Origin of the sequence: Bradyrhizobium sp. Cp5.3 (genome assembly GCF_000426265.1) — a bacterium.
In the GTDB taxonomy this organism is placed as follows: domain Bacteria; phylum Pseudomonadota; class Alphaproteobacteria; order Rhizobiales; family Xanthobacteraceae; genus Bradyrhizobium; species Bradyrhizobium neotropicale.
This window is the reverse complement of the sequence record NZ_AUFA01000011.1, coordinates 168,120-193,170: the sequence shown is the minus strand read 5'-3', so window position 1 is coordinate 193,170 and position 25,051 is coordinate 168,120. Positions and strand designations below refer to the sequence as shown.

The following is a 25,051-nucleotide window of genomic DNA, read 5'->3' as shown; positions in this document are numbered from 1 at the left end:
ATGTTCGCGCTAGGCCAGCTCTCGCCCCGCACTTGTTCCTGGCGCTTTCTTCACCACCCGAAGCAGGCTAAGCGTTCTTCTCATCCATTGCGGCCGCGCCGTCGGCACATAGCGCCAGCTCACCACGGACCGGCGAAGGCCGCGCGGCCCAAACAATGCAAAAATCATCCACAAAAATAACGACGTCCGTTGCGCCTGTGAAAAGCCCTGCGGAAACGCCCGTGCCTTGAAGGTGGCGGAAGCAATCTGCATCGCGCTGTCGTCCGCAATCGGATGGATGTCCGGTCGCAGGGAGTACGACGCGGCGCGCAGGCACAGGAACAGCAAATTCCTGTTGAGCGCGCCGGCATCCACCGACATCCCGGCACTGCTTGCCACTTCAGTGAAGAACTTGTGACGCCGACGGGTCAGGTCGACTTCCCGCGCGAAGCGGCTGTCGTCCAGATGCAGGTGCGCGCCATGATTCAACCCATGAACCCGATAATCCACCAGCGGCTTCGGAATCGTGATGACGTCGCCAAATACAGGGGCTGCTGCAATCAAGTAACTGTCGGGCGCGCGATCGACAAAATCAGATTCAAATCCAAAGATTTGGTCGACCACCGCCCGCGGATACGCACTGCCCGATCCCGGCGGCGTCGGATAGACACCAGTCGTCGCCACCCATGTGCGGATGTCTTCGGGGGTGGGGTGTGCAAAATATTGCGGGAGGATGCTGCCCGTCGGATTTCCCTTGGCGTCGACGACCCGCATCTGAAACTGGAATTTGCTGGCCGCATCGGACCAGACTGCCGCAATTTCAGTCATGATGTCCGGATGAAGTGCATCATCGGAATCGAGAAATATAACGACGTCGCCGGTGCAGCGGCGGAAACCGTTGACACAAGACGGCATCTGGCCGGCATTGGCCTGATTGATGATCGTAATCCTGTCGGCGTAGGCCTCGATGACCTCGAGCGAATTGTCCGTCGATCCATCATCAACGACGATCACCTCGACATTCGGCCAGCGAATGTCGAGCGCGCTCTGGACCGCAGTGCCTACATAATCGGCGTAATTGTGATTTGGAATTACGACCGACAAAACGAGTTCATTCGTCACTTCGGGTCCCTCACGCGCAATCGAAACCAGGTTCTTATTTCGTATTTGCGCGACGTGACAACGGATTATCGCAGCGCGCTCTCGCTCTGCCTGCTTGACCACGACAAACTTGTGTCATCGCACTTCGAAGATGTAGCGGCGTTTTCAATCGCCATGAAACTGTCGAATTATGGATAAAGATTGTGGCTAACAACAATGAGGGGGAACGCAAGCAAGGTGGGCAATCACCGTGTTGCCAAAAAAAGGAACGGCCGTGTCCGCAGAGCTGTATCGAGAACTCGCCTGGCTTCCAAAACCTCCTTCCGATTTCTCGATCCGCTGCAAAGAACTGGCAAACGGTTCCGGCGGCGCCGTCGGAAAGAAGATCAGAGCTCTCGCGACCCACGCGCTCGATGAGCAGCAACTCTCCCGGCTGGGTCGGACAATTCGATCACTGCAACTCAGCGGCATATCGCTTGCACCGCTCACGCCCTTTCGCCTCGGCCTGATCGGAAACGGAACGCTCGATTTAATCGTTCCCGTCCTGGTTGCCACGGCCGCCCGTCATGGTATTGCGCTCGAATGTATCACGGGCGCTTATGATCAATTCCTGCAAGAGTCGCTGGAACCGGATTCCCCGCTCAACAAGGCGCGGCCCGACGCGGTCCTGCTTGCGCTCGATCACCGCGGGCTGTCCCTGCAGCCCTGCCCGGGAAATGAGCAACTGGCCACCGAGGCCGTTGACGCGGCAATTAGACTTCTCGATTCGATCCGTGCGAGCATATCGCGCAACAGCGGTGCGCTGTGTGTCCTGCAGACGCTCGCCGCGCCGCCCGAGGGGCTGTTCGGATCCTTCGACCGCGCGCTGGCCGGCACGGCGCGCAATCTGGTCGATCGCGTCAACCAGAAGATTTCCCAGGCGGTGCTGCAATCGACCGACATGGTGCTCGACGTGGCGGGCATCGCCGAGACCGTTGGCCTTGCCGACTGGCACTCGCCCGCCCAGTGGAACCTGGCGAAGCTGCCGTTCGCGGATGCCCTGGTTCCGCTTTACGCCGAGCATGTCGCGCGCATCATCGGCGCCATGCGCGGCAAGAGCCGCCGTGTTCTCGTGCTTGACCTCGACAACACCGTCTGGGGCGGTGTGATCGGCGACGACGGCATGGAGGGCATTCAAATCGCCCAGGGCGATGCAACCGGCGAGGCGCATCTTGCCGTGCAGCAACTCGCGTTGACTTTGCGTGCGCGCGGCATTGTGCTCGCGGTGAGCTCCAAGAACACTGACAGCATCGCGCGCAAGCCGTTCAAGGAACACCCGGACATGCTGTTGAAGGAAGAGCATATCGCGGTGTTCCAAGCCAACTGGAACGACAAGGCGACCAACATCCGCGCCATTGCAAAAGAGCTCGCGCTGGGCCTGGATTCCTTCGTCTTCCTGGATGACAATCCGGTCGAACGGGGCTTGATCCGGCAGGAAATCCCTGAGGTAGCGGTGCCGGAGCTCGAAACCGATCCGGCGAGCTACGCTCGCACGCTTGCCGCGGCCGGCTATTTCGAGGCGATCAATTTCTCCGAGGAAGACCGTGCCCGCGCCGAAATGTATCAGGCCAATGCGCGCCGGCTGAGCCTGCAGGGTCAAGCAACCGATCTGAAGTCCTATCTGCGGTCGCTGGAAATGCGCATCGTCTTCGGTCCGTTCGACCGGACGACGCGCGCCCGCGTCACCCAGCTCATCAACAAGAGCAACCAGTTCAACCTGACGACGCGCCGCTACACCGAATCCCAGATCGAGAAGCTGGAAGCCGACGACAGCGTCATGACGCTGCACGCGCGGCTGATCGACAAGTTCGGCGACAACGGCATCATCTGCGTGATCATCTGCAGCGCGACCCGGCACGACACCTGGACGATCGACAGCTGGCTCATGAGCTGCCGAGTGCTCGGACGATGCGTCGAGCAGGCCGTGCTCGCCGAGATCGTATTGCGGGCGCGCACGGCCGGCATCACGACCCTGGAGGGCATCTATCTTCCGACCGACAGGAACGAGATGGTCCGCGAACACTACGGCAAGCTGGGGTTCTCGCGTCTCGACGATGGGACCGACGGAAGCAGCCGCTGGCAACTCCGGACCGACATTGAGCTGGAGGATTTGCCGATGATGGTCCAGCGCGAGGAAAAGCAGTTTGAGCCGGCCTGATCTGGTCAGATCGCCGACAAACTTGAACGAGAACTTCGGACAGCCTCGAGCTCACGGACATGAGTCTGACATCCCCCCTGTTTTTTGCGTTTCTTGCCGCGGCAGTCATTGCCTTCCACATCAGTGAATCGGTCGTCTATCGACGGTTCGTGCTGGGGGCCGCGAATGCCGTCTTCATCGCAAGCTACCTTAGCGACGTCACGCAGGTGTTGCCGCTGGCCGCCTTTTTGGCGCTCGGCTATGTCTGCATATCCGCGCTCCACCTCCGCCAGTCGACCCTCGTGCTGGCGGTGGGTGTCGTGGCGATACTTTGCTGCTATGTGTTCCTCAAGCGCTTCTCGTTCTTCGAAGTGTTCGGCCAGCTTTCGTTCCCCTATCTGACCGTCGGGCTTTCGTACATCCTGTTCCGGATCCTGCACATCATGGTCGACGTGCGGTCGGGAGATCTGGCCGAGCGAATCGGTCCGCTGGCGTTTTTTCGCTTCACCTGCAACTTCCTGTGCTTCGTCTCCGGTCCGATACAGCGCTATCAGGATTTCAGCACGATGGATGGAAAGGCGGCGGTTCAGCTCGACCAGTCCGTGGTCTACGCGGCGTTTTCCAGGATCGCCACCGGCTATGTGAAGTTTGTCATCATTGCCGCGACCGCCGACTACGCCTTCACGTTTCTCAGTCCGCACCTGCTACAGCCGACCGGCCTGCCGTTACTCAAGCTATGCGCCGTCTATGCGACGGTCGCATCGCTCTACACGGTCTATCTGTATTTCAATTTTTCCGGATACATGGACATCGTGATCGGCATCGGAACCCTGCTCGGGCAGCAGTTGCCGGAGAATTTCGACAAGCCGTTCTCGGCGCGCAGCTTCCTCGAGTTCTGGCAGCGCTGGCACATGACGCTATCGCAGTGGTTCAAGCTCTATCTCTTTAACCCGCTCGTGATGCTCCTGATGACCTGGCTCCCCTCGCCTGCGCTCACGTCGTATCTCGGCGTGCTGGCGTTCTTCATCACGTTCGGCGTGATGGGCGTCTGGCACGGCACGACGGCGGTCTTCGTGATTTACGGCCTCCTGATGGGTGCCGGCGCAAGCATCAACAAGCTCTGGCAGGTGGCCTGCACCGAGCGCCTGGGCAAGAAGCGCTATCGCGCACTCACCGAGTCCACCGCCTACATCTATGTAGCGCGTGGCCTCACGATTGCCTATTTCGTGCTCGCACTGACCTGCCTATGGGTCCCCGAACTGCCGCAATTCACCTATCTGTTGGCGCGGCTCGGCGTCGCCGGCGTCGTGGGCACCTTCGTCGTGGTAGCCGCGGCGTTCAGCATGGCGGCGTTAAGCCTGGATCTCATCCAGGCTCGCCTCCGCATCCCGATCACTCTGTCGGCAATCCAGGGCAGCGAGATCACAAAGAATCTGCACCTGGCAGGCAAGATGATGGCGATCGTCGCCGTTGCTACCCTGCTGCACAAGGCTCCGGACTTCGTCTACAAGGCGTTTTGAAATTGAAATACATCCTTCGGCAGTCGGCGATGGCCTTGTTGTCCTTCGCTTTCCTTTACGTGCTGCTCGCCGGTGCGTCGTTCGTCGTCTTTCCGGATCCATCGCGCGCCGGTCCGCGGGATTTCCAGGCCGCGGAACAAACGCTTTACATGACGGTTCCCAAATACGTCTTCCTCGGCCGCAGCGTGCTGGCCAACCCGGACAGCAAGGTCATTTTGGTGGGAGCATCGAACACCGGAGTCGGGTTCCGGCAGAAGCTCGTGCAGGCGAACCTTGGCTGCGCCAAGGTCAGCAACCTCGCAATGGGAGGCGCCAACATTTCCGAGGTCAGGCAGGTGATCAATCTGGTCCACGAGGTGCAGAGCGATGAGGAGCGCCGACTGAACACCTTCGTCATCGGCGTCTGGTTCGGCATGTTCGTCGATTCGGACGTGAAATATGCGGAGGGCGACCGTCATCGCGGCGAGACGGATATCGATATCGAACGGTACCGGTATGGCTTCTACCGTCGTACGCAGAACGGCCCCGTCGCGGTGTTGCCCGCGCATTGGCTGGACGCGGGCGTCATGGCGATCCGACCGTTCCTGCTGCTCGAGAAGGTCGCGCGCCAGGCCAGAGCCGGCGTTAATCTCGCGCTGACCGGCCGCACCAGCGCCCAACGCACCGACGACGAGCGCGAAAGCGTCGTGATGTCGGCCGAGGACAAGCAGAAGGCGCTGGAATACTGGAAGGAGACCATGGGGCGCACGACCGAGATTTCCGCTGCCCAGGTCGAAGTCTTGAAACAGACCATCCAGGCGTTGCTGGACTCGGGGGAGAAAATTGTGCTCGTCGACCTGCCGATCCCAGCATGGCATCGCGATGCAAGCCCGTATCAACCGAGCTACCGGCAGGCGCTGAAGGACCTGCTGCAGGAATTCGGCGACCGGCGGAACTTCAGTTCGCTGAGCATGGACGACCTCGACAACGACCTCGACTATTCGGACGAGGTGCATGCCAAGCGGCATCTGGCCGATATCTGGTCGACCAGGCTGGCGGGAAAGCTGGATTCGTTCGTCTGCCAGGAGACACCTGACAAATCAGCACCAAAGGTCACCACCCTGCGCTCTTCGGAGCTGGTGACCGCCGCACCGGGCAACTAACCGGCAAGTTATCCACGCGCCGGCACCGCCAACACAATCGACAAAGGATGACGCAATGGAAAAGGCCGAGGTCTACAGCAAACTCACCGCTGTTTTTCAGGACGTGTTCGACGAGGATGACCTGGCTATTACGCCGCACACCACGGCCGACGACGTCGATGGCTGGGACAGCCTGTCCCATATCCGCCTTGTGCTGGCTGTCTCGAAAGCCTTCGGCGTGAAATTCTCCGCGACCGAGATCGGAGGTCTCAAGAATGTCGGCGAGTTCGCCGATCTGATCGAGAAGAAAGCGTAAGACCACGTGGACCGCTCGGCGAAAGACATCGCACCAGCATTGGCTGCACTGGCTTTCCATCACTTCGGGCTTGCGGTCGCATCCCCGGAGGAGGCCTTTCGTTACCTGGCGTCACTGGGCTATGGCGCGGGAAACTCTGCCTTCGACCCGATACAGCGCGTCAACCTCGCCATGTGGCATCACCCCGCGATGCCCGACGTGGAGGTGATCTGGCCGGGCGACGGTCCCTCTCCGATCGACAAGCTGATCAAGCGAACCGGCACCATGATCTATCACCTGTGCTACGCATGCCCCAAAGCCGAGCAGGCGCTAGATGCCCTGGCGGCATCAGGCGTCGAGATCGTGCCGGTCAGCTCGCCCGAGCCCGCGATACTGTTCGGCGGCCAGAAAGTCTCGTTTCATCATGTTTCCGGTTTCGGTCTCATCGAGATTCTCGAGACCGGCACTGAACGCTGAGCGACTAGAGCATGAACAAAGATCATCCGTCAGGCCGCTTCGGCCACGTCAGCAGCATTTCATGCAGCCTTGTCCTCGCTGCGCTGCTCTGCGCATCAGCTGCGCAAGCCCAGATTGTCGGCTTTGGAAGATCATCGGCGCCGATGTATGGAGGAACCGGAGTGTCGCCGATGCCCGCGAACCCATTCCCCCCGATGAAGGGCACATATGCCCCCGCCCATAAGGCGCCGGACGGAACGGCCTGCATATCGGTCCATCCATCCACGCACCCGCAGGTCATCAATCCGAAGATCATTGATCAGATCGTGACCGTGAACAACTCGTGCGGGCAGTCCATCAACGTTCAGGTCTGCTATGCGGGCAGCACGGACTGTATCACCGTGGCGCTGAATGGTTATCAGAAGCTGCAACGGATCCTCGGCATCTCTGCGGGTTCGACCTCATTCCGCTATGAATACCGCGAGTTGTATTGATGGCGCGCGCAACACCCACCGCAGTCCTTGTCGGACCACGCGTCCCAGTCGATCCAATGGGTGCGGTCAATCATGAGATCCAGGTGGAAAGCTATCGCACCGAATTCAGCACCTTCACTCGAATTGGGGCCTGAGCGCATGTCGAGCCCCACTCAGGCCATCGTCTTCGGAGGCGCCGGCTTCATCGGAACTCATCTGATGAACAGGCTCATCGCCTCCAGACAATACGATCGGATCGTCGCCGTCGATATCGGCAAACCGAGAAAGCAGATTGCCGGCGTCGAATACGTCAACCACGATGTCCGCGAGCCGCTCGACCCGAAGCTCGCGCGCGGAGCGTCCGTCGATATTTTCAATCTGGCGGCGATCCACACGACGCCTGGCCACCCGGAAGGCGAGTATTACTACACCAACGTCCTCGGCGCGGTGAACGTGTGCCGGTTTGCGAAGGAGACCGGCAGCAGGAGCATTATATTCACAAGCTCAATATCCATCTACGGCCCGAGCGAGGCCCCACTCGACGAGGATTCGCAGCCCGCGCCTGTCAGCGCCTACGGACGCTCCAAACTCTCGGCCGAAGCCATCCATCGGCTGTGGCAATCGGAGGACGCGGCAAGGCGGCTCACGATCGTTCGCCCCGCCGTCATTTACGGCCTTTACGAGCAGGGCAATTTCACGCGGCTGTCGAGGCTGCTGGAAAGACGGGCTTTCATCTATCCTGGCCGAACCGACACCATCAAGTCGTGCGGCTATGTCAAGGATCTCGTCTCGTCGATGCTTTTCATGGCGACGCGCAACGACGGGGTGTCGGTCTACAATTTCTGCTACGAGCGCCGCTACACGATCAGCGAGATCTGCACGGCTTTCTCGCAAGCCGCGGGCTACAAGAAGCCGACACTGACCATTCCGGTGTGGTTCATGAACCTCGCCGTCCTTCCGTTCGAGATGCTGCACAAGGTCGGCATCAAGACCGGGATCAATCGTGAGCGAATCCGGAAACTATGGTTCTCCACCAACATCCTGCCGAAACGGCTGGTCGCCAGCGGGTTCAAGTTCGAATACGACGTGGCAAGTTCGCTCGTCGAATGGAAACACGATTCCGGCATCAAAGACTTTGATTGATGACCGTGGTCGGTTCCGAGCAGGTTGCCGAAGGACCATCTCTGGTTCGGCACCTTTTTCACTGAACATCAAGGACAAGCGCAACTTGGGGGTTCCCGTTTCTGCCTGTGGAATCCGGGAACAGGCCACGCGAGGTTGCCACCGAAATGAGCTCTCCCGTCACAGTTCTGGTCATCACGGGTCGGGGCGCCCGTTCTGGTCGCATTGGCCGCGACAGTTTGCACACCCCTTTCCGCTCGATTGTCGATTTTTTTGTTGCATATATCCTGGCTTATCGCTCGCGATATCGCTGCTGAACGGCATGGGAATTGCCGTGTTGGTAATTAGCCGGGGCCGTACCTAGCGCGCGAGATCGTCCTGAACCGGTACACGTCGATGTTCGGCGGTTCCGGAAATGTATGATGCACCGCACTCTTGCTGACACATTTATTTGGCACGTTCAATCCGGTGATGCGTTCAGTGCGGGCTGACAGGTTTCAGCTTGCTTCGACACGGCACAATCCAAGAACCCAGGTCAGGTAGACGAGCCGGATGCTCCAAACTCGAATCCCCTCCCCTCGCGAGATCGAATCTCCCACCCAAGAATCGGCTTCGCTGGAGCAGACGCTTTCTGTCGTGGTCTCGCTGATTGGCCGCCAGTATCCCGTGATGATTTTCGTGATGTGCCTCTGCATGGGCCTTGCCGGTGTCTATTTGCTGACGGCATCAAAGCGATATACGGGCACTGCCGTGCTCTTGATCGACAGCCGCAAGATGCAGGGGCTGCAGACCCAGGCACCAGCGGGCGGCGACAGTCCGATCGACTCGGCCATGGTCGACAGCCAAGTCGAAGTCCTTAAGTCGGAGACCATCGCGACATCCGTCATCAAGCAACTGAACCTGCTCGATTCGCGGGAGTTCACCGGCAACGAAGGTGGACTGCTCACTAGCATCTCCGACCTGTTTTCCGGGCTGTTTCCGGAACAGCGTCCGTCCCAAGACGCGTTGATGCGAATCGCAATCGGCAAATTGGCCAGCAATCTCTCGATCAAGCGCGTCGGCCTGAGCTATGTCATCGAGATCTCCTATCAGGCGCTTTCTCCCGATCAGGCCGCCCGGGTCGCCAATGCGGTGGCCGACGGCTACATCAACGATTCATTGGAATCGAAATATCAGGCGTCGCGGCGGGCGGCGGTTTGGCTGCAGGATCGATTGAAGGAACTCCGGGCGCAAGCTTCCTCCGCCGAACGCGCGGTCGTCGACTTCAAGGCCAAGAACAACATCGTCGATGCCGGCGGGCGCCTCCTCACCGAGCAGCAGCTCGCGGAGATCAACAGCTCGCTCACCCAGGCCCGCGCTCAGCGTGCCGAGGCGCAGGCCAAGCTTGAGCGGATCACGTCCATTCTGAATGCGGACGACAACGACTCCAAGGTCATCCTAAACGATCTGGCGACCGTGACCGACACCATGAACAATCCGGTGATTACCAAGCTGCGCCAGACCTATCTTGATTATGCCGCGCGCCAGGCCGACTGGTCGAATCGATACGGGCCGACTCACCTTGCGGTCGTCAATCTGCGCAACCAGATGCGCGAAATCAGGCATTCGATCACCGAGGAACTGCGGCGTACGGCCGAGGTTTACAAGAGCGACCTTGCAATCGCGAAAGCGCGCGAGGAATCCGGTCAGAAGAGCCTGAACGACACAATCGCACTGTCCAACGGAACCAACCAGGCGCAGATCGCACTCCGCGATCTGGAAAGCAATGCGCAGAGCGCCCGGGCACTCTCCGACAACTTCCTCCAGCTGTACATGGTCTCGGTTCAGCAGCAATCGTTTCCGATTACTGAAGCGCGTGTGATCACACAGGCGTCCAATGCTCCCAACAAGACATCGCCCAAGACAACCCTCATTCTGCTGGCGACGCTGATCGGCGGCGCAATCCTCGCTGGGGGCGTCGCCATCCTGCTCGACATGCTGGACCGCGTGTTCCGAACCGTCTCCCAGGTCGAGCAGCATCTCCACACCAGCTGTCTCGCTTCAATCCCAACGATCGGCAGCGAGCAGAGCGTGGGTCTATCCGGGCATCCTCTGCTGTCCAAAGCAGGGCGGCTATTCAACAGACGGGCGAAAAGAGCCCAACCGCCGGCGGCAAGGCCGGCCCCCGCCCAGGCCTCGGGTCTGCCGCAACGATCCGAACTCGGCTCCAGTTTCCCGCAGCCACATCGCGATCGTCTGCTTACCGCCAACGACAGCGTCGGCAGATACGTGATCAATTCGCCCTTCTCGCGTTTTGCCGAGGGCTTTCGTTCGATCAAGCTTGCTTGCGATCTCAGCAGCTACGGATCGTCCAATAAGGTCGTCGGCATCACCTCGGGGCTCCCCAATGAAGGTAAATCTACGATCAGCGAGGCACTCGCTCAAACCGTGGCACAAGGCGGCTCCCGCACGCTTCTGATCGACGGCGATATCCGCAATCCAAGCCTTACCGCGCGGCTTGCCCCCACGGCGAAGGCCGGCTTGATCGATGTCGTCCTGGGCAGGGTTAATTGGACGGAAGCAGTTTGGATTGATCCACAAACCAATCTGCATTTCCTTCCGTGCGTCGTGAGCTCGCGCTTTTCCAACTCCAGCGACGTGCTGGCCTCTCCCCAAATGGAACGTCTGTTCCAGCATCTGCGGGAGCACTATGACCGCATCGTTCTCGACCTCAGCCCGCTCGCGCCAGTGATCGACGTCCGGGCCACCGGAGCGCTGGCCGACTCTTACGTACTCGTCATCGAATGGGCCAAGGCCAAGGTCGATATCCTGGAGCGCGTGCTCAGCGAGACTCCGATCGTCCGCGAGCGCTTGCTTGGCGCAGTGCTCAACAAGGTGAACATGGCGGTGATGACCCGCTACGATATCTACAGCGCGGGCTATTATCGCAACCGGTATTACGAGAGATACGGATACGTCGACTGACGCGTGATCTGGGGACGTACAAGCGCCTCAACCACACCAAGCGCCGAAGGCGTTTGCGTGGGGTGGGGGCGTGAAGGCGTAACGTGCCTCGTCGGCGCGGTGCGCGGCCGTCCGCCGACTAACGGACCAATCCGGCTCCGTACGTACTGGACCGTCGTCAATGAGAGCGGCGCGATTAGCGAGACTTCGAAAACTGTTCGAAACCCAAAAACCGGCGGCCGTACTCAGCTTGATCGGGCATGCCATACCGAGACCCTGCGTCGACTCCCGTGAATTCAGGCCAGGGCGGCTGGGCCGGCGGTGCCGGCCAAGCGTCCTGGACCAAGGAAAGTCACTGGCGCGTGCTGATCTTCAGGATCTGCGCGTTGTTCGCGGTGACGATCGTGTCGTTGGCGGTGCCAATCACCAACCGAGCGAATTGCAGGAACTTGGCCGTGTCGACGGTAGCGGCGTTCGCAGCAAACAGCACGTCCTTGTCCCGCATCTCAAACTTGCTTGCGAGGAAGAAGGCGGCCGGATCCCGGAAGTCGGCGTTATAGACCACCGGCACTAGCGGCCCGGGATATTTCGAACAGTCGATGCCCAGTCGTTCCGCCAGCTCGCGCGGCTCGCGCCGATAGACATAGACGCCTGCGGGCTCGGCCTGCGCATCAATCAGACCGCCAGCCTTGGCCATCGCCTGCGCCATGCTGATCTTCCACATATCGAACGGGAACTGAGCCTGTCCTCCAAAACTTCCTCCTATCGTGAACGCCCCAAAAGCGAGGAAGACTTGCGGTTCGCGGTAGACATAAATGGTGTCGCCGGGATGTACCCAAATGTTGTTGGCCGGCTGATACATCAAGGCTCCAAACGGAACTGTGGCACGCTTGCCGGCGCGCTCGAGCGTCACCCAACTCTCCCAGCCCGGCCCCGACAGGCCACCGGCGCGCGCAATCAAGTCAAGGACCCGCTCGCCGGCCGCATTCGCCGTCAGACGGGCTGGCGTTTTCACTTCGCCCAGCACGCTGACGAGCGAGGTGTTTTGCGTGATCAGGGACACCACCACCTGCGGCTCGATAGCGCGATTTCCGATCGCCTTCACGATGTCCTTTTGGATCTCGGCCGGGGTGCGGCCGTTGGCCTTCACCGCGCCCGCATAGGGAACGGTAATGAACCCGTTCAAGTCAACGTTTTGGTTCGGCAAAGCCACGAAGTTACCTGGCCGCACACCGGCCTCTGCCGGGATAAACAAGCCTCCCGCGGCGGCTTCGAAGATCGACACCGCCACCGTGTCCCCAATGCCAAACCTGATGCCTGGCGGCGGCCGGTGATCAGGAAATGACCCCGCGATTGCGCCGGGGCCATATTCCTTCAGGATATCGACGACAGTCGCTGTGAGCTTGACCAGTGCGTAGTCAGGCCCTGATCGCGTTATCTCACTTTTGACAACGTGATCTTCCGGACCAGACATGGGCATGATCGCGCACCCCGCCGAGGACAGCAGAATGCCGAGCAAGACTCCCCAAACTAAAACGCTGCGTCTCAAGACTGATCCCCATCACTTGCCAGTTTAGATCTGGCCAATTTAGATCTGGCCAAATCCCGAAGTGGCGCAAACGAAGCCGCAGGAGATGGTCAGAATAAGGAGAGAATGTCGCAGCCGAGAATATGAGGATGTAGTTGCAGCGCAGTTACAGATCGCCGGCCCCTCGATCATGAATTAGGCAAGGGCGCGCCTCATTTGCATCGCGTCGACGATTAAGTTCCAGGCAGGTCCGCATTTGTCGATGAACACGAGCGCGTAAGCGACTCTTTGGTTCTTGTTCCACGCGCGCGGTTTCGTTGCGAGCCCTCATCTGCGCCCGTGATGGGCGAGACACGTAGTATGATAAGAAAGTGCCATGGTGATCGGTCGGCGACGATTGCGTTCTGAGGAAACCAGCTACCTGGCGCATTCAACAAAGTTGCGCGGTGCGATGGATCATCTTTCTGATGCAGTTGTTGGGCAAGACGTGAAAAATCTTGTTCCATGAGAGTTCCGTCAGCGTTGTTATGATGCGTGTAGCCCTCCTCTGCGCCGCCCTATTGATTGTTGCCAGTGGTTCCGGCCGTGCCGAACCGCCGCGGTCGGGCATGCTTAATTGCGCGTTCGGCGTCAGCCCCGAGCAGCGTCAGCGGTGCGACGAGGAGGCATTCAGGCAGGTCGAGACCGGCAGCCAATCGACACAGCTTGAAGGCGGATGGCGGCTGGTGAAGAGCAGAGACCCTGACGGCGGCGCCGACGCCGTTTCAGCGATGCATGTTGTCGACAGCGCAAGATCGGATGCGCGGCTCGCAGGTTTGAGCCTGCAATGCGGGAAGAACGGCATTGAAGTCGTGCTTATCGTTCTGGAACCGCTGTCACGATTGACGCGGCCGCACGTGGTCCTGCTAGCAGGAGAAAAGCGCGCGCAATTCGAAGCATCCGTGATCCAGGGCGGTGCGGCTCTATTGCTGCCTGCGGACGCGTCGAGGCTTGCGGCCAGCGACTGGCAGGGTGCGACCGACCTTTCGGTCGAAATTGCGACCAAGCCGACCGCGATCCATGGAGCGGTGCCGATCGGCGGATTGCCTACGGCTCTCCATTACTTGTCGCAAAACTGCCATGCTCGATAACCCAGCCGGCGACGGCCTCGTCACGGTTCCCTTGGCTGAACAAGGAGCGGAGCATCCCGCTCGTACAACTTCGCAACTCGATGCTGCATTCCACCGATGGTGCCAAGGACCGGTGATGATGCTGTCTACCCGTCGGGTCACATGCTCGAGAAGCAGCGCGATCGGCGAACCGCGTTGGCGTCGTGTGTCCGCGTATGCGATAGTTGGCGCTCGCCGCCCCTTGTCGCGGTGAACTCCATCCCGCCCCGATCCCAATCCTGCTTTGAAGTCTCACATTTTGTTGATTGCTTCCTACCTTCTGATCGTACTGCTGGCCGCAACTCCGATCTTGGCAATAGCCAATCTTGCTTTCGCACAGCATGCGGGAGCGCTTGTCGCCGCAATCATGCTGGCCATTGCGGCGAGGGGACCGGAGGCTGAAATCGCGTCGACCGCGCCGTTGTTGAAGCGATTTGCGCCCGCGATTCTGATTCCGGTTGTCTGGATGGTACTGCAAACCTTTCCACTGCCTTCATCGCTGGCACATCCGATCTGGTCGGCGACTTCCATCGCACTGAACGACCCATTGCTGCCGGGCCGCATCAGCCTTGATCCCGGCGCGACGCTGCGAAGCCTCTTTCTTTATCTGGCCGACGTGTCGTTGGTGGTGTCGACCGTCATCCTCGCCAAGGATCGCCACAGGGCCGAAACAATCTTGTTCGTGCTGTGCGCGGTAACGACCTTCATGTCGGTCGAGGTCTTGCTCGGCCGGCTCGATCTGCTCGCCGGCATGCTTCCCGACGCAAGCGCGCCCACGAGCTCATTTCCGGCAGCAGCCGCGCTCGCCACGGTGGCCAATGCCGCGCTCGTCGCCCGGGCAATCGAACGGCACTTACACCAGCAGGATATCCGGAATCTGGCCTCCGTTCCGCTGTGGCTTGGGCTTCTTTGCGGCCTGTTCGGAATTGCCGCGGCGGTCGCCGCAATGGCGAGCCTCGCACGAGGCACACTATTGGCGGCAGTTGGCCTGGGATTGACCGTGATCGTTTTCATTGCCGCCACCCGCCGCCTGGGATTTCGCTCCTGGCCATCGGCGATTTTGTTTGTGGTTCTCGTGGCGATCGCCGGCGCCCTCGCCGTGCAGCGCCTTCAGTCCGGTGATTCGGGCCTACTTGGACTCGTCAGCTTCGCCCCGGAAGCGGCGGCACTGGCCGGACGCCTGCTCTCCGATGCACCGCGTCTGGGAATTGGCGTCGGAACATTCGCTCTGGCATCGAGAGCCTATCAGGACTTCGGCGCCGCGGCAGTGGCAGTCCCTCCTTCCTCAGCGGTCTTGATCGCGATCGAGTCGGGGCGACTGGCGCTCGTGATCCTGGCAGGCTTCGCCGCCCAGCTGTTCTTCTTTACCTTTCGCGGCGCCGTCAGACGGGGACGCGATTTCTTCTTCGCGTCGGCCGCAGCCGCCGGCGTCCTGCTTGTATTCTGCGAAAGCTTCCTCGATGCGAGCCTCTTGAGCCCCGCGGTCCGGATTATCGTGGCGGTGACGATCGGACTGGGACTTGCACAATCTGCGGGCCGGACCAGTGGCCTTAAACGCTAGCGAAGCTTCAATGACTTCCGTGAGCAGAATTCGCATCGTTCTGATGGCATTGGCGCTGGCCGTCGGATCTTATGTCATGGTCTCGGCCCTGGCGGAGATGACGGCGCTGGAGCGCGCAGCATTTCCATCGGATGCAACCAAGATAAGCTCGCCCTGGGCTGGAGACGTGCCGTCCCTTCTTGCAGCGCTCTCCCCTTTCGGGTCGGAACTAAGAAACAATCATACCTTGATCGCTGCGTTGCAGGCGATCGAGTCTGGCCGAAAAAAGCCGGCGACCGTTCGATCACCCCAGCACACCGACGCGCTTGGCAGGGTCAAGCAGACTCTGTCGACCTCGCCGTACAGCCCTGAGTTATGGTTGGCTCTGGCGCTCCTGCAGGCTCAACGCGACCCGCACGATCCCGTCGTGTTCGAGGCGTTGAAGATGGGCTATTTGACCGCGCCAACCGATGCGCGATTGATGCCGGTGCGGCTCGACATAGCAGGCCGTTTCGATGCGCTCGCCGACCCGGACATCAAGGACCTCGTACGAAGCGACGTCCGGCTGATCATGACCCGCCGGCCGGAGTTAAAACCAGCGATCGTATCCGCCTATCGGAGGGCATCGGATCGCGGCAAAGCGTTTCTGCAAGACGTGGTTCAATCTATCGATCCGACGTTCGCTCCAACACTGCGTGGCTGAAATCGGGCGCAAAAAAGCCACGAACGCGGAGGTGACCAGCAGCGCATGCGCGCGAGACTTACTGATCCATCTCCGCCACACTTCATCCAATCTTTCCACTCCAAAATATCCGCCTGGTTGTTCATACTGAAGCGAACGTCTAAGGTTGATGGCAATCACGGGAACCTAAGCGATGTCACGATCCTATGTAGACCTTGTTGCGCTCGCCTCGACGCTGATCATTTTCGCCACGCCGGCGTGCGCTGCCGACTATGCGGTCCATCCGCGGCAGGCCCGCTCCGCAGCAACCGTCGTGCAGATCGATCGCGGGCCGAATCCCTACTGCGGTCCGAGATGCGGTTGCCCGGAAGCGGTTTATGTTCGGCATCGCTCGCTCGAGCAGGCCTATTCCTACACTCTCGATCCGCGCACAAAGAGCGAAGAACCCCATTACTACTATGGTCCGAACCGGACTTACGTCCGGTATGTGAACCCGCGCAATCCTGATCTGGTGTTTCAATACTGAGCTAACCCCCGTTTCGACTGCTGGACGGAGGCCAAAAGCGAGGTTGTTCGAACAACCTCTTCGAGCCAAGAGGCTATCAAGGTCGACGACAGGGCAGCTATTTCCGGTTGAGCCGCACCGGCGGGAGGCGGATCGCGACGCGACCGGAAATCACCTCGCTTCACCCCCTGAAATTTTGTGCGACGCAGCGCCGCGCCGTCTTGGTGTCATCTTGCCCGTGCTTCGGCGTGCCTATGCGGGCTCATGGACTTCGATTCGTGAGACGTACCTCGCGGGAGCGCCGTTTCAGAGCTAAGATGTTGCAATACTTTATCGAGACCTCCCACCATCAGATGTCGCCTCCGCTCCGATCGCGTTCGTCCAAGAACAAGCCAAAACTGCCGGATGGTGTACGAATCTATGCGATGACCGACATACATGGTTGCGCACATCTGCTGAGGCAAATGCTGCGGGTCATTGACGCCGACGTCGCGCGCAGCCGCCCGCGCTATGCGATCGAGGTATACCTGGGTGATTACGTCGACCGCGGCCCGGATTCACGATCGACCCTCGATATCCTGATCAACCGCAGCCATCGAGGCAACACGGTCTTCCTGAAGGGAAACCACGAAGTGTTCCTCGGCAACGTCCTGCGCAACCCATCGCTCCTGACCGAGTGGCTCCGCGTCGGTGGGCTGTACACGCTGATGTCCTATGGGCTAGCCCCATCCCCCAGCCCTGACGAAAAGGAGCGGCACGCCTTGGTACGGGAATTGGCGCGCGCGATGCCACGCCAACACCTGGAGTTTCTGAGCAAGCTGCGGCTGACCTTCACCTGTGGAGACTTCTTTTTCGTCCACGCTGGTGTGCGCCCCGGCGTACCGCTCGCCGAACAGCAGGAAGCGGACCTGCTCTGGATCCGCGAGGAATTTCTGCGAAGCCAGCAGAACTTCGGTAAGTACATCGTTCACGGCCACACGCCGGTGCGCACTCCAGAACTGCTGGAAAACCGTGCCAATATCGATACCGGCGCCTATGCGACCGGCAACCTGACATTGATGACGATCCAGGGCAGCAGCATGCTCGCGGTCTGAAGCCAAGGCGCGGCCTCAATAGGCTTCCTGATACATCAGCGCGGCCGCGGTCCGGAGGATGATCCGGATGTCGAGCCAGATGCTCCAGTTGCTCACGTACCAAACGTCGTACTCGACGCGCTTCTCCATCAAGTCGATGGTCGGCGTCTCGCCGCGGAAACCATTGACCTGGGCCCAGCCGGTCAGGCCGGGCTTCATGTGATGGCGGTACACGTACTTGCTGATCACCTGGTCGTAGTAATTGTCATGCGCCAACGCGTGCGGGCGCGGGCCGACCAGCGACATCTCGCCGCGGAGCACGTTCCAGAGTTGCGGCAGCTCGTCGATGCTGGTCTTGCGCAGCACACGCCCGACCCGGGTCACCCGCGAGTCCTGCTTCCTGGCCTGTGTGATCGTGCTGCCGTTCTCGGTCACGGTCATGCTGCGAAACTTCCAGATCTGGAACGGCTTGCCGTTAAAGCCGCGACGCGACTGCCGGAAGATGATGGGCCCCGGCGTATCAAGCTTGACCAGGATCGCGGCCACTGTGATCAGCGGCGCCAGCATCAGCAGCGCAAAGGATGCAAGCCCGATGTCGAGGCAGCGCTTCTGGATCCGCTCGAGCACCGTCAGCGGCGGCCGCTGTATCTCGATGGCGACGGTTCCACTGACGGGCAGGAAGGGCCTCGAGACCAGATCGGCGATCGGGAAATCGGGCAACAGGCGGATCGGTTGCGGAACCATCCGCAGGTGCTGACACAGCTTCTGGAGCATCGGCAGTTCGTTCCAGTCGATCGCCACGAGATATTCATCGACGTCGGCGGCGCGCGATTGCCGGATCACATCAGCGATCTGCAGGTTCCAGGCATTGTCATCCAGATCCGGCGCAGCGTCGAGCACGAAGTGGCACACGACGTCAAAGCCATGCTTGCGGAGATCCTTGAACCGGTTGGAGGTGAAATCCAGCGACCGCAGACTGAGCAGGATGACCTTGCGGTCGATCAGCCGTTCCTTGGCGAAGGCCGACGACAAGCAGTAGCGCCAGATGACGCGGTGCGCGATGAGTCCAGTCGCTCCCAGGACGGTGAACAGGATGATGGTCCCGCGGGACAGATTGGCCGTGGACTTCAGCAGGAAGGCGGCGACCGCGAGTGTGGTGAGCGCAAACAGCCAGATAACCACGACCTTGCGCATCTGCCAAAGTGTATTCAGCAATCTGTGGTTGTCATAGACGCCCTGAAAGTAAGCGGCCATGATAAACACGATGCCTACGATCAATCCGGCACCCAGTGAATTATCGGGATCGGTCGGCAGACTCATGTACTCGCGATAGAGCAGGCCCGCAGCCATGTAGCTCAACACGACGAGCACGAAGTCGCCGGCGATGACGAAAAGCTGAAACGGTCTCTGCAATGAGGTCCCGCGGTTTGACGTCAGTACGCGGAGACCGTCGGAGCCATACGTAGTTGCGGACATCACGAACCTCTTCATTTCAACGGCCGTAGGCCGCACGACGAAAACGAACACATGCATCAAATGAGAACGGAAAAGAGTCGGCCACTGCGAAAAGGTCTTGCATCAAGGCTTGCCAACAAGGTTGGAATTCGCGCGAATTGCTGGGGAAGTTGTTTATCAAACGCAGCGATATTGTGGCACCGCACCAACAAACTCATTCGTTCTCCGCATTGCAAAGTTGTGACGCGCGTCGATCGATCACAGCATGATGCACGATCAATCAATTCGTGATGCGCGATTGCTCACAGGGGCATAGAACTTGCGCGCAGCGCGAGTCGCACAACGAAGATTGATCAACTGCACGGATTGACATCACGCCTTTGACACCTCGGCAAGCAGCAGACATGCGCGCGGCAGCCTTGCAAAAAGATGTGTCGATACTGCTTCTGCGCATGTGGATTGGACCAGCACGCAACCTCCACGTCAGCACAATTTGACTCAAGCCCTTAAACCAATCTTAGACGCCGGCCATTAAGAAGTATGGCGTAAAGGAGAAACAGGGTGTGACCACGCCGGCAGTTTGTAGTGCATTGATTGGACTGGCTTTGGGAATCCGGTTTCGCTTCTTTGTTGTGCTGCCGCTCCTGTTCCTCGGTTCCATCGCACTGACCACGTTGTCGATCGTTCAGGAGTGGCCTCAGGCGCAGGCGCTGTGGTCGACCGTCCTATTCGCCGCTGCTCTTCAGGCGGGATACGTCCTTAGCGCCTTGTTGAAACATACGATCGGCCCCGCGACTGTCGAAGGCGGCACGGCTCCCATAGGGAACCCGCAGCTTCGCTGAGGCCGAAAGCACTTGCGCGCGCCGGTTGTCGGACCATGGCAGAGTCTCGCTCGGCCCTCCTGCTTGAAACCCGCGAATTGATTAGGCACATCGCATATACACCGGCATCCTGCTCAACAGAGCACTACGGCGCGATCTTCTTGCGCTGCGATCGCAAACATGGCCACGGCTTCGTGGCCGTCGTGAGCGGCGAAGTCGTCGATGACCCGAACGAAGAACATTCCTTGAGCACCATCAGCCCCCGGTCGGTCGATACGATACCTGCGTAGCGCAGGCTGTCGTCTTCCAGGCCCCGTTGCGAATTTTTGCCCGCAAGGATTCGTCTGCCCGCAGAACAGCCAAAGCCCACCGAGTCTGGTGGCACCTGATAAGGCAAGCGTCGGGCAAGGTCTCCCCGTCATGCCTCGACGTGCGGGTCCTGCTATCCGGAGGTTATCGTGAAGTCCCTTCCGCGTCGGCATTTCAATTGCGTCATCGGCACCGCGATTGAGCTGCCAGATACGTGGCGGAGTCGCGGCGGCTGGGTGTCGAGAGACGACATTACTATTTCGCAATCGCCGCTTAGACGCGGTTGAAAGAAAATAGCAGCAAGGACACCAAGCAATGAGTCAGAACACTGCCGGCGCAACGCCATTTCCTCTCGGCGTCTTTGTGGGAAACCCGAACTATTTTGATTCGAACGAGGAGGCGAGTTTCGAAGCAAACTTCAGCGCCTTCTCAACGTTGATGAAATCCAAGCCGCAGTTCATCGACCAGTATGGCGATCAGCGCCTGCCCGTCTCGGGTTGGGTTGGCCAATCGAGCTGGAATGCCGCCTCGATGGCGCAGTCGCCAGTGCTTAAAGGTGTTACACCGGTGATCGGCTTGCCGATGACCTCGACGGCATCAGGCTCGGGAACCCCTGATCAGTTCTACAAGGACTTCACGGCCGGGAAATACGATTCCGTTCTGCAGGGCATGGTCAAGGCCTGGGCCGACAATGGCTTCACGACACAGATCTGGCGACCCGGCTGGGAGATGAACATCGACACCATGCCGTCCTATGCCGGCAATGACGCCGCGACACGCGCCGATTGGGTCAAGGCCTTCCAGCACATCTCCACGGTCTTGCACGCCGCGGGCCAGGCCAATGGCGTGGATGTCAAGGTGGCGTGGAATCCGAGTGTCGTGAATTACAGCAACGCCAGCAACGTTATCAAGACGGCTTACCCCGGGAACCAGTATGTCGATATCATCGCCGCCGACGTCTACGGCGATGTCTTCCCCTACGGTACGCCGACACACCTGTATGACTGGGACAAGAGCGGGCAAGTCCTCAACTCATCTCACCCTGTCTACGATTCAAGCGTCCAGCAATGGGCGACGGATCCGGTCAACCTCCAGCACTACTACACCTACCCGGCCTCCAACCAATGGTCACTCGATGGCAGCGCGGGCCATGCGACCACGCTGCAGCAGCTGATCGATCTCGCCAAATCGGCAGGCAAGCCATTCGCAATTGCCGAGACCGGCGCCGGCAATACGCACGACGGCGCGGGTCTCACCGACAATCCGACCTTCGTAAAGTGGCTCGCCGACACGCTGCATCAATCGGGCGTCAACGTCAGCTTCGTGAATGCCTGGGATTCGAACTCCGGCGGACAATATCGCTTCACCAGTTCCGCCGACCACAAGCCGCTCGAGGCTGCGGCATGGGCCAGGTATTTCGGCGACCCACCTACAGCCACATCGGCATCTGCATCCGCGTCTACACCTGTAACGACCACGTCATCGCACACGCCGGTCCTGACCATCGCGGATCCCACACTGTCGGTGCACGGGAAGGGCGGCACGGTCGATCTGGGAGTCAAGGTGGCAACGACCGATCCCAACGATGTCGTGACCGCGAGCATTACGGGCTTGCCGCAGTACGAGACGATCACGGACAAGCTCGATGGCAAGACGTTCAACGGAAATAACGTCACCTTGACCGCCGAGCAGGTCGACAGCGGGTTGACGCTGACATCGAACTACACGCGCGGGGGTGATCCGGCCTCGACACTCACGCTAACCGCCATCGCAAAAGACCCGGTCTCCGGCGCGGTGATAAAAGGTGCGCCACACACCATCACGGTGACGGATCCCCCACCAGCGACCGCGCCGGCTCCGACGTCACCGCCGAAAGCCACGGTGGCGAATTCTTCGGCCACCACAGGCCAAGATCCCGGGTGGCTAAGTCAGCATCAGGACTCGATCGCGAATGGTGGGACGACCACGACCGGCAGGAGCACCGGGACCGGGGGGCTTGCAAGCCAGCGGTCTGCTTCTGCTCTGCTTAGCGAGATCAGAGACCTGGTCGCCAACAGCGGCGTTGCGAACTCTGGGTCGGGGGCGATGACCGTGGCGGATGATCCGCGTGAGGGCGGCTCGCCAGCGTCGTGCCTGGCAAGCCACAGCTTTGCGCTCCTGAGCCAGTCTCTGGCCGGTCAAACCGGTCGGGTCGATCCCGGTCAGGTCGTGACAGCCGGGTCGAATAGCCCCACTTGGGTACAGGACTCGTTCCTGACCAGACCGCAGAAACCTTGATCCGCTTCCGCACCCGCGCGATCCACGCGGTCGCCCGGGTGCGGCACCATCCGTGAAAACTTTCGTCGAAAGTGATCGAGAGGTCTGGCGCCCCGTCGGAGTCGGCGGTGACGTGTCGAGGCGACGTCGCAATCTCACGTTTGCTGCCGACTTGAATGAAACGAAACACGGCAAGATAAAGCAGCAAGGGGTAGCAAGCCCTGGCTCAGAGCACGCCAGCGGAGCGCCGGATCGTAATAAACGTTGAGATTGTCGATTACTATCACTGGCTTACCCTCGCCCAGCAGACGTCGCGCGAGGTGAAAGCCGACAAAGCCCGCGCAACCCGTAACTAGCAAACTGACCACAATCCGCTTCCCATCAACTGCCGACGGTCTCGGGGTGAAATCTCAAAGCCCCGGAAACTTCCGTGAACCGAACGCCATTCCTACCGAAATTGCGGCGGCGATCAGGCACGACGGCAGCAGCCAGTCGGCGGAAAATTGGATCATATTGGGGTCGAACGCGCCGTCGCGCCGTGACCAGCGGCGATCACAACCTTGTGGTCCGGAAAGCGGCCCAGCGCCGCCGCCTTCATGAACTTGAAGTGGGCGATTTCGGCCGCCAGCTCCTTGAGACGGCGCTGTCCGTTGGAGATCTCGGCGTTGAGCAGGTCCTGACGGTGGTTGTCGAGTGCGCGGCCCTATTCCGGAATTCGCTCCCTGTCGCGGATCAGGTAGTCAAGCAGATCGAATACCTGCGGCGCGACGGAGACGACGTCCGCCCCGCGATGCAGCTCGCGCTGGCCGGTGTCGAATGCGTACTCTCTCGAAGAGATAGCGCAAGATGCGAATCTCCTTGGACGAGAGCCCCGACAATCAGGCTTTGGCCTCGCTGGAAATCGCAAGGATAAGCTGCCGGTGAGCACAATGTAAGCGGCCGATCAACCGTGCCCACCGATCTCGCGGCACCCTCGCGCCGGTGGAAAGAGGAGCAACTACCGCTTGACGTGAAAATCAAACCACTCGCCGAGACGGTTTTTGCCCGCACCTTCATCGATATCCTTCAAAAATGCCCAAAGCCGTCTGACTTCGCCAACCGAGCGCCACCGGCCAGGCGTGTCCTCGGCAAACGGACCGGACGAGCCCAAAGGAAATTTTCGGCCCTGGAAAGACCGCACACCCAAAGTTCGCTTAATCGCTGCCCTTAACGCCTTCTTGGGAAAACCCGAGAGCAAGCCATCAATTCTCATCAGCGATGGAGTCGGCTGAGCGCGCGTCACCTGGCTAATTACCTTGAAGTACCGATATCCCAACGAGTCGAGCAGGTCGAGATCCAAACCACCATCCTTGTGTGACATTTCGATCGACAAGTAAGGAGGCACGGTATCCCCGGTCAAACCTCTCACGCAGCACCGATCATTACCCTCAATATCCACCTTGCAATAAAACGGAACTCCAAACTCTTCAACTATCGCCGAGAATTTTCTGGTTGGTATTTGCACGGCGCGATGAGGCGTCCCGTCGCGCGACGCGACACTCTTGCTGAAAGATGACCACTCAGTGACGTCTGACATCCAAAATTCAGCTGTGCCATCGTCATCCGCCACTCCAACCTCCAATAGAGTGTAGCGGTCTTCTCGTATTTCCGGCTCGAACTTTTCCCTTAGCCTTTCAGCCAAGACCGGGCTCGCCTCTATGCCGAGCACCCTGAATCCCCGCCAGAGATAATAGGCGGAGTCGGCTCCGTCATTTACGCCTACATCGTATATCAGATCGTTAGTAGCCACTTTTCGCTCCTGCCTGCAGGTGTGTTTTTGGCGATGAGCGCATCGCTGAGGTCAGCGAAATATCGCTCGGCTCTGCTCTTGTCATCGCGACCTCTCACAACCGTTGATCGTACTCAAGGCAATATTGGCGCAGTGGCCTTTTTGGGGCGGGAGCTGTCGATGCCGCAGAGAGCGAGTTTGGTTAGGTCCACCCGGCCGCCGCGTTGACGGCAGATCATTGACTGAATTTTTTGGTTGCCCGCAACGCCGCCGAACGGCCCAAACCGTGCTTCGGACAGGAGCTTATCCAAGGGCTTTGACTGAAGCCGATATCGACGATGTGGCGAATGGCGGCCCGTTTGCTGGGATAGCTGCGTGAGGCGCATGACAATCGGCTGTGTTCGGTTCTCCTCAACGCCTTGCTTCCACAAACAATGTTGCTCGCGGAGCGTGGATACGATGCGGACTGGGAACTTGCCCGCCGGCAAGGCACGTGGCCAAACATTTAACCGAAACGCAATCGCAAAGACCCGATCTGCTTCAGCCCTTATCTTTTCGCTCGCGCGTCACTGCCGATTGCAAATCGGCCTGCGTCGAAGCTTTCGGAACTGATGCATCGGGCGGACCACAGCGGCCGCCGCGGGATGGCCTCGAAGCGAGCGCGAACTCGGCCGGAATACGAAAGACCGTTCGCTGGCATCTCGCGAAAAAGGCTTGGTGGCAATCCACCCTGCAATCCGGCTACGTAGTCAAACGCCCGCGGGCCTGCGATTCCAACGT

Annotated in this window: 20 protein-coding genes and 2 pseudogenes; 16 read left to right on the top strand and 6 right to left on the bottom strand. The window is 59.8% G+C overall.

Going from position 1 to position 25,051, the window contains the following annotated elements; translation table 11 throughout:
* Window positions 1–9: 9 nt before the first annotated feature.
* Complete coding sequence (locus tag K289_RS44620) at window positions 10–1,101, bottom strand: glycosyltransferase (protein WP_051310644.1); 1,092 nt, start codon at window positions 1,099–1,101, stop codon at window positions 10–12.
* A gap of 253 nt (window positions 1,102–1,354) precedes the next feature.
* Here K289_RS44620 and K289_RS0118400 point away from each other — a divergent pair, with 253 nt between their 5' ends.
* The 8 genes from K289_RS0118400 to K289_RS0118365 all read left to right on the top strand — a co-directional run bounded on the left by K289_RS0118400 (window position 1,355) and on the right by K289_RS0118365 (window position 11,207).
* On the top strand, window positions 1,355–3,277 hold the full coding sequence (locus tag K289_RS0118400) for an HAD family hydrolase (RefSeq protein WP_035685070.1): 1,923 nt from the start codon (window positions 1,355–1,357) through the stop codon (window positions 3,275–3,277).
* 59 nt (window positions 3,278–3,336) lie between these two features.
* The gene (locus K289_RS0118395; RefSeq protein WP_027552882.1) at window positions 3,337–4,776 is read left to right on the top strand and encodes an MBOAT family O-acyltransferase; all 1,440 of its coding nucleotides are present in this window, start codon (window positions 3,337–3,339) and stop codon (window positions 4,774–4,776) included.
* 29 nt (window positions 4,777–4,805) lie between these two features.
* Window positions 4,806–5,918 carry a hypothetical protein gene (locus K289_RS0118390; protein WP_027552881.1) on the top strand — a complete coding sequence of 371 codons (1,113 nt, stop codon included), beginning with the start codon at window positions 4,806–4,808 and terminating at the stop codon, window positions 5,916–5,918.
* 55 nt (window positions 5,919–5,973) lie between these two features.
* Window positions 5,974–6,213: an acyl carrier protein gene (locus tag K289_RS0118385; RefSeq protein ID WP_027552880.1), complete on the top strand. Its 240-nt coding sequence runs from the start codon at window positions 5,974–5,976 to the stop codon at window positions 6,211–6,213.
* A gap of 6 nt (window positions 6,214–6,219) precedes the next feature.
* Window positions 6,220–6,669, top strand: a complete 450-nt coding sequence (locus K289_RS0118380) for a VOC family protein (protein ID WP_027552879.1) — start codon at window positions 6,220–6,222, stop codon at window positions 6,667–6,669.
* Between the two features lie 11 nt (window positions 6,670–6,680).
* Window positions 6,681–7,142 (top strand): hypothetical protein, encoded by a 462-nt coding sequence (locus K289_RS50540; RefSeq protein WP_145927680.1) that lies wholly within the window; start codon window positions 6,681–6,683, stop codon window positions 7,140–7,142.
* Window positions 7,143–7,280: 138 nt separating this feature from the next.
* Window positions 7,281–8,264: an NAD(P)-dependent oxidoreductase gene (locus tag K289_RS0118370; protein WP_027552877.1), complete on the top strand. Its 984-nt coding sequence runs from the start codon at window positions 7,281–7,283 to the stop codon at window positions 8,262–8,264.
* Window positions 8,265–8,936: 672 nt separating this feature from the next.
* Window positions 8,937–11,207, top strand: coding sequence for a polysaccharide biosynthesis tyrosine autokinase (locus K289_RS0118365; protein WP_245283948.1), 2,271 nt, complete (start codon window positions 8,937–8,939; stop codon window positions 11,205–11,207).
* A gap of 331 nt (window positions 11,208–11,538) precedes the next feature.
* On the opposite strand, the gene K289_RS0118360 is transcribed toward K289_RS0118365, so the two are convergent.
* Window positions 11,539–12,705: a polysaccharide biosynthesis/export family protein gene (locus tag K289_RS0118360; RefSeq protein WP_035685059.1), complete on the bottom strand. Its 1,167-nt coding sequence runs from the start codon at window positions 12,703–12,705 to the stop codon at window positions 11,539–11,541.
* Window positions 12,706–13,244: 539 nt separating this feature from the next.
* Here K289_RS0118360 and K289_RS0118355 point away from each other — a divergent pair.
* From K289_RS0118355 to K289_RS0118335, 5 genes are all read left to right on the top strand, one after another.
* On the top strand, window positions 13,245–13,844 hold the full coding sequence (locus K289_RS0118355; RefSeq protein WP_198024729.1) for a hypothetical protein: 600 nt from the start codon (window positions 13,245–13,247) through the stop codon (window positions 13,842–13,844).
* 262 nt (window positions 13,845–14,106) lie between these two features.
* Window positions 14,107–15,423, top strand: coding sequence for a hypothetical protein (locus K289_RS0118350; protein WP_145927678.1), 1,317 nt, complete (start codon window positions 14,107–14,109; stop codon window positions 15,421–15,423).
* A 10-nt stretch (window positions 15,424–15,433) separates the two neighbouring features.
* Complete coding sequence (locus tag K289_RS0118345; RefSeq protein ID WP_027552872.1) at window positions 15,434–16,105, top strand: hypothetical protein; 672 nt, start codon at window positions 15,434–15,436, stop codon at window positions 16,103–16,105.
* Window positions 16,106–16,277: 172 nt separating this feature from the next.
* Window positions 16,278–16,610, top strand: coding sequence for a hypothetical protein (locus tag K289_RS0118340; RefSeq protein WP_027552871.1), 333 nt, complete (start codon window positions 16,278–16,280; stop codon window positions 16,608–16,610).
* Between the two features lie 332 nt (window positions 16,611–16,942).
* Window positions 16,943–17,683: a metallophosphoesterase gene (locus K289_RS0118335; protein ID WP_027552870.1), complete on the top strand. Its 741-nt coding sequence runs from the start codon at window positions 16,943–16,945 to the stop codon at window positions 17,681–17,683.
* A 15-nt stretch (window positions 17,684–17,698) separates the two neighbouring features.
* On the opposite strand, the gene K289_RS0118330 is transcribed toward K289_RS0118335, so the two are convergent.
* Window positions 17,699–19,075: an undecaprenyl-phosphate glucose phosphotransferase gene (locus tag K289_RS0118330; RefSeq protein WP_245283947.1), complete on the bottom strand. Its 1,377-nt coding sequence runs from the start codon at window positions 19,073–19,075 to the stop codon at window positions 17,699–17,701.
* A 605-nt stretch (window positions 19,076–19,680) separates the two neighbouring features.
* Between K289_RS0118330 and K289_RS0118325 the strand changes: the two genes are divergently transcribed.
* Both K289_RS0118325 and K289_RS47750 read left to right on the top strand, forming a co-directional pair.
* Window positions 19,681–19,959 carry a hypothetical protein gene (locus tag K289_RS0118325; protein WP_156918040.1) on the top strand — a complete coding sequence of 93 codons (279 nt, stop codon included), beginning with the start codon at window positions 19,681–19,683 and terminating at the stop codon, window positions 19,957–19,959.
* Window positions 19,960–20,562: 603 nt separating this feature from the next.
* The gene (locus tag K289_RS47750; RefSeq protein WP_051310641.1) at window positions 20,563–22,524 is read left to right on the top strand and encodes a hypothetical protein; all 1,962 of its coding nucleotides are present in this window, start codon (window positions 20,563–20,565) and stop codon (window positions 22,522–22,524) included.
* A gap of 134 nt (window positions 22,525–22,658) precedes the next feature.
* On the opposite strand, the gene K289_RS53090 is transcribed toward K289_RS47750, so the two are convergent.
* From K289_RS53090 to K289_RS0118305, 3 genes and pseudogenes are all read right to left on the bottom strand, one after another.
* Window positions 22,659–22,871 carry an NAD-dependent epimerase/dehydratase family protein gene (locus K289_RS53090; RefSeq protein ID WP_084788638.1) on the bottom strand — a complete coding sequence of 71 codons (213 nt, stop codon included), beginning with the start codon at window positions 22,869–22,871 and terminating at the stop codon, window positions 22,659–22,661.
* Window positions 22,872–23,011: 140 nt separating this feature from the next.
* Window positions 23,012–23,200 (bottom strand): annotated as a pseudogene (locus K289_RS52335) (hypothetical protein); the annotation flags it as partial.
* Window positions 23,201–23,500: 300 nt separating this feature from the next.
* On the bottom strand, window positions 23,501–24,292 hold the full coding sequence (locus tag K289_RS0118305; protein WP_027552865.1) for an FkbM family methyltransferase: 792 nt from the start codon (window positions 24,290–24,292) through the stop codon (window positions 23,501–23,503).
* A gap of 356 nt (window positions 24,293–24,648) precedes the next feature.
* Here K289_RS0118305 and K289_RS52330 point away from each other — a divergent pair.
* Window positions 24,649–24,777, top strand: a pseudogene (locus K289_RS52330) (IS5/IS1182 family transposase); the annotation flags it as partial.
* Window positions 24,778–25,051: the final 274 nt, after the last annotated feature.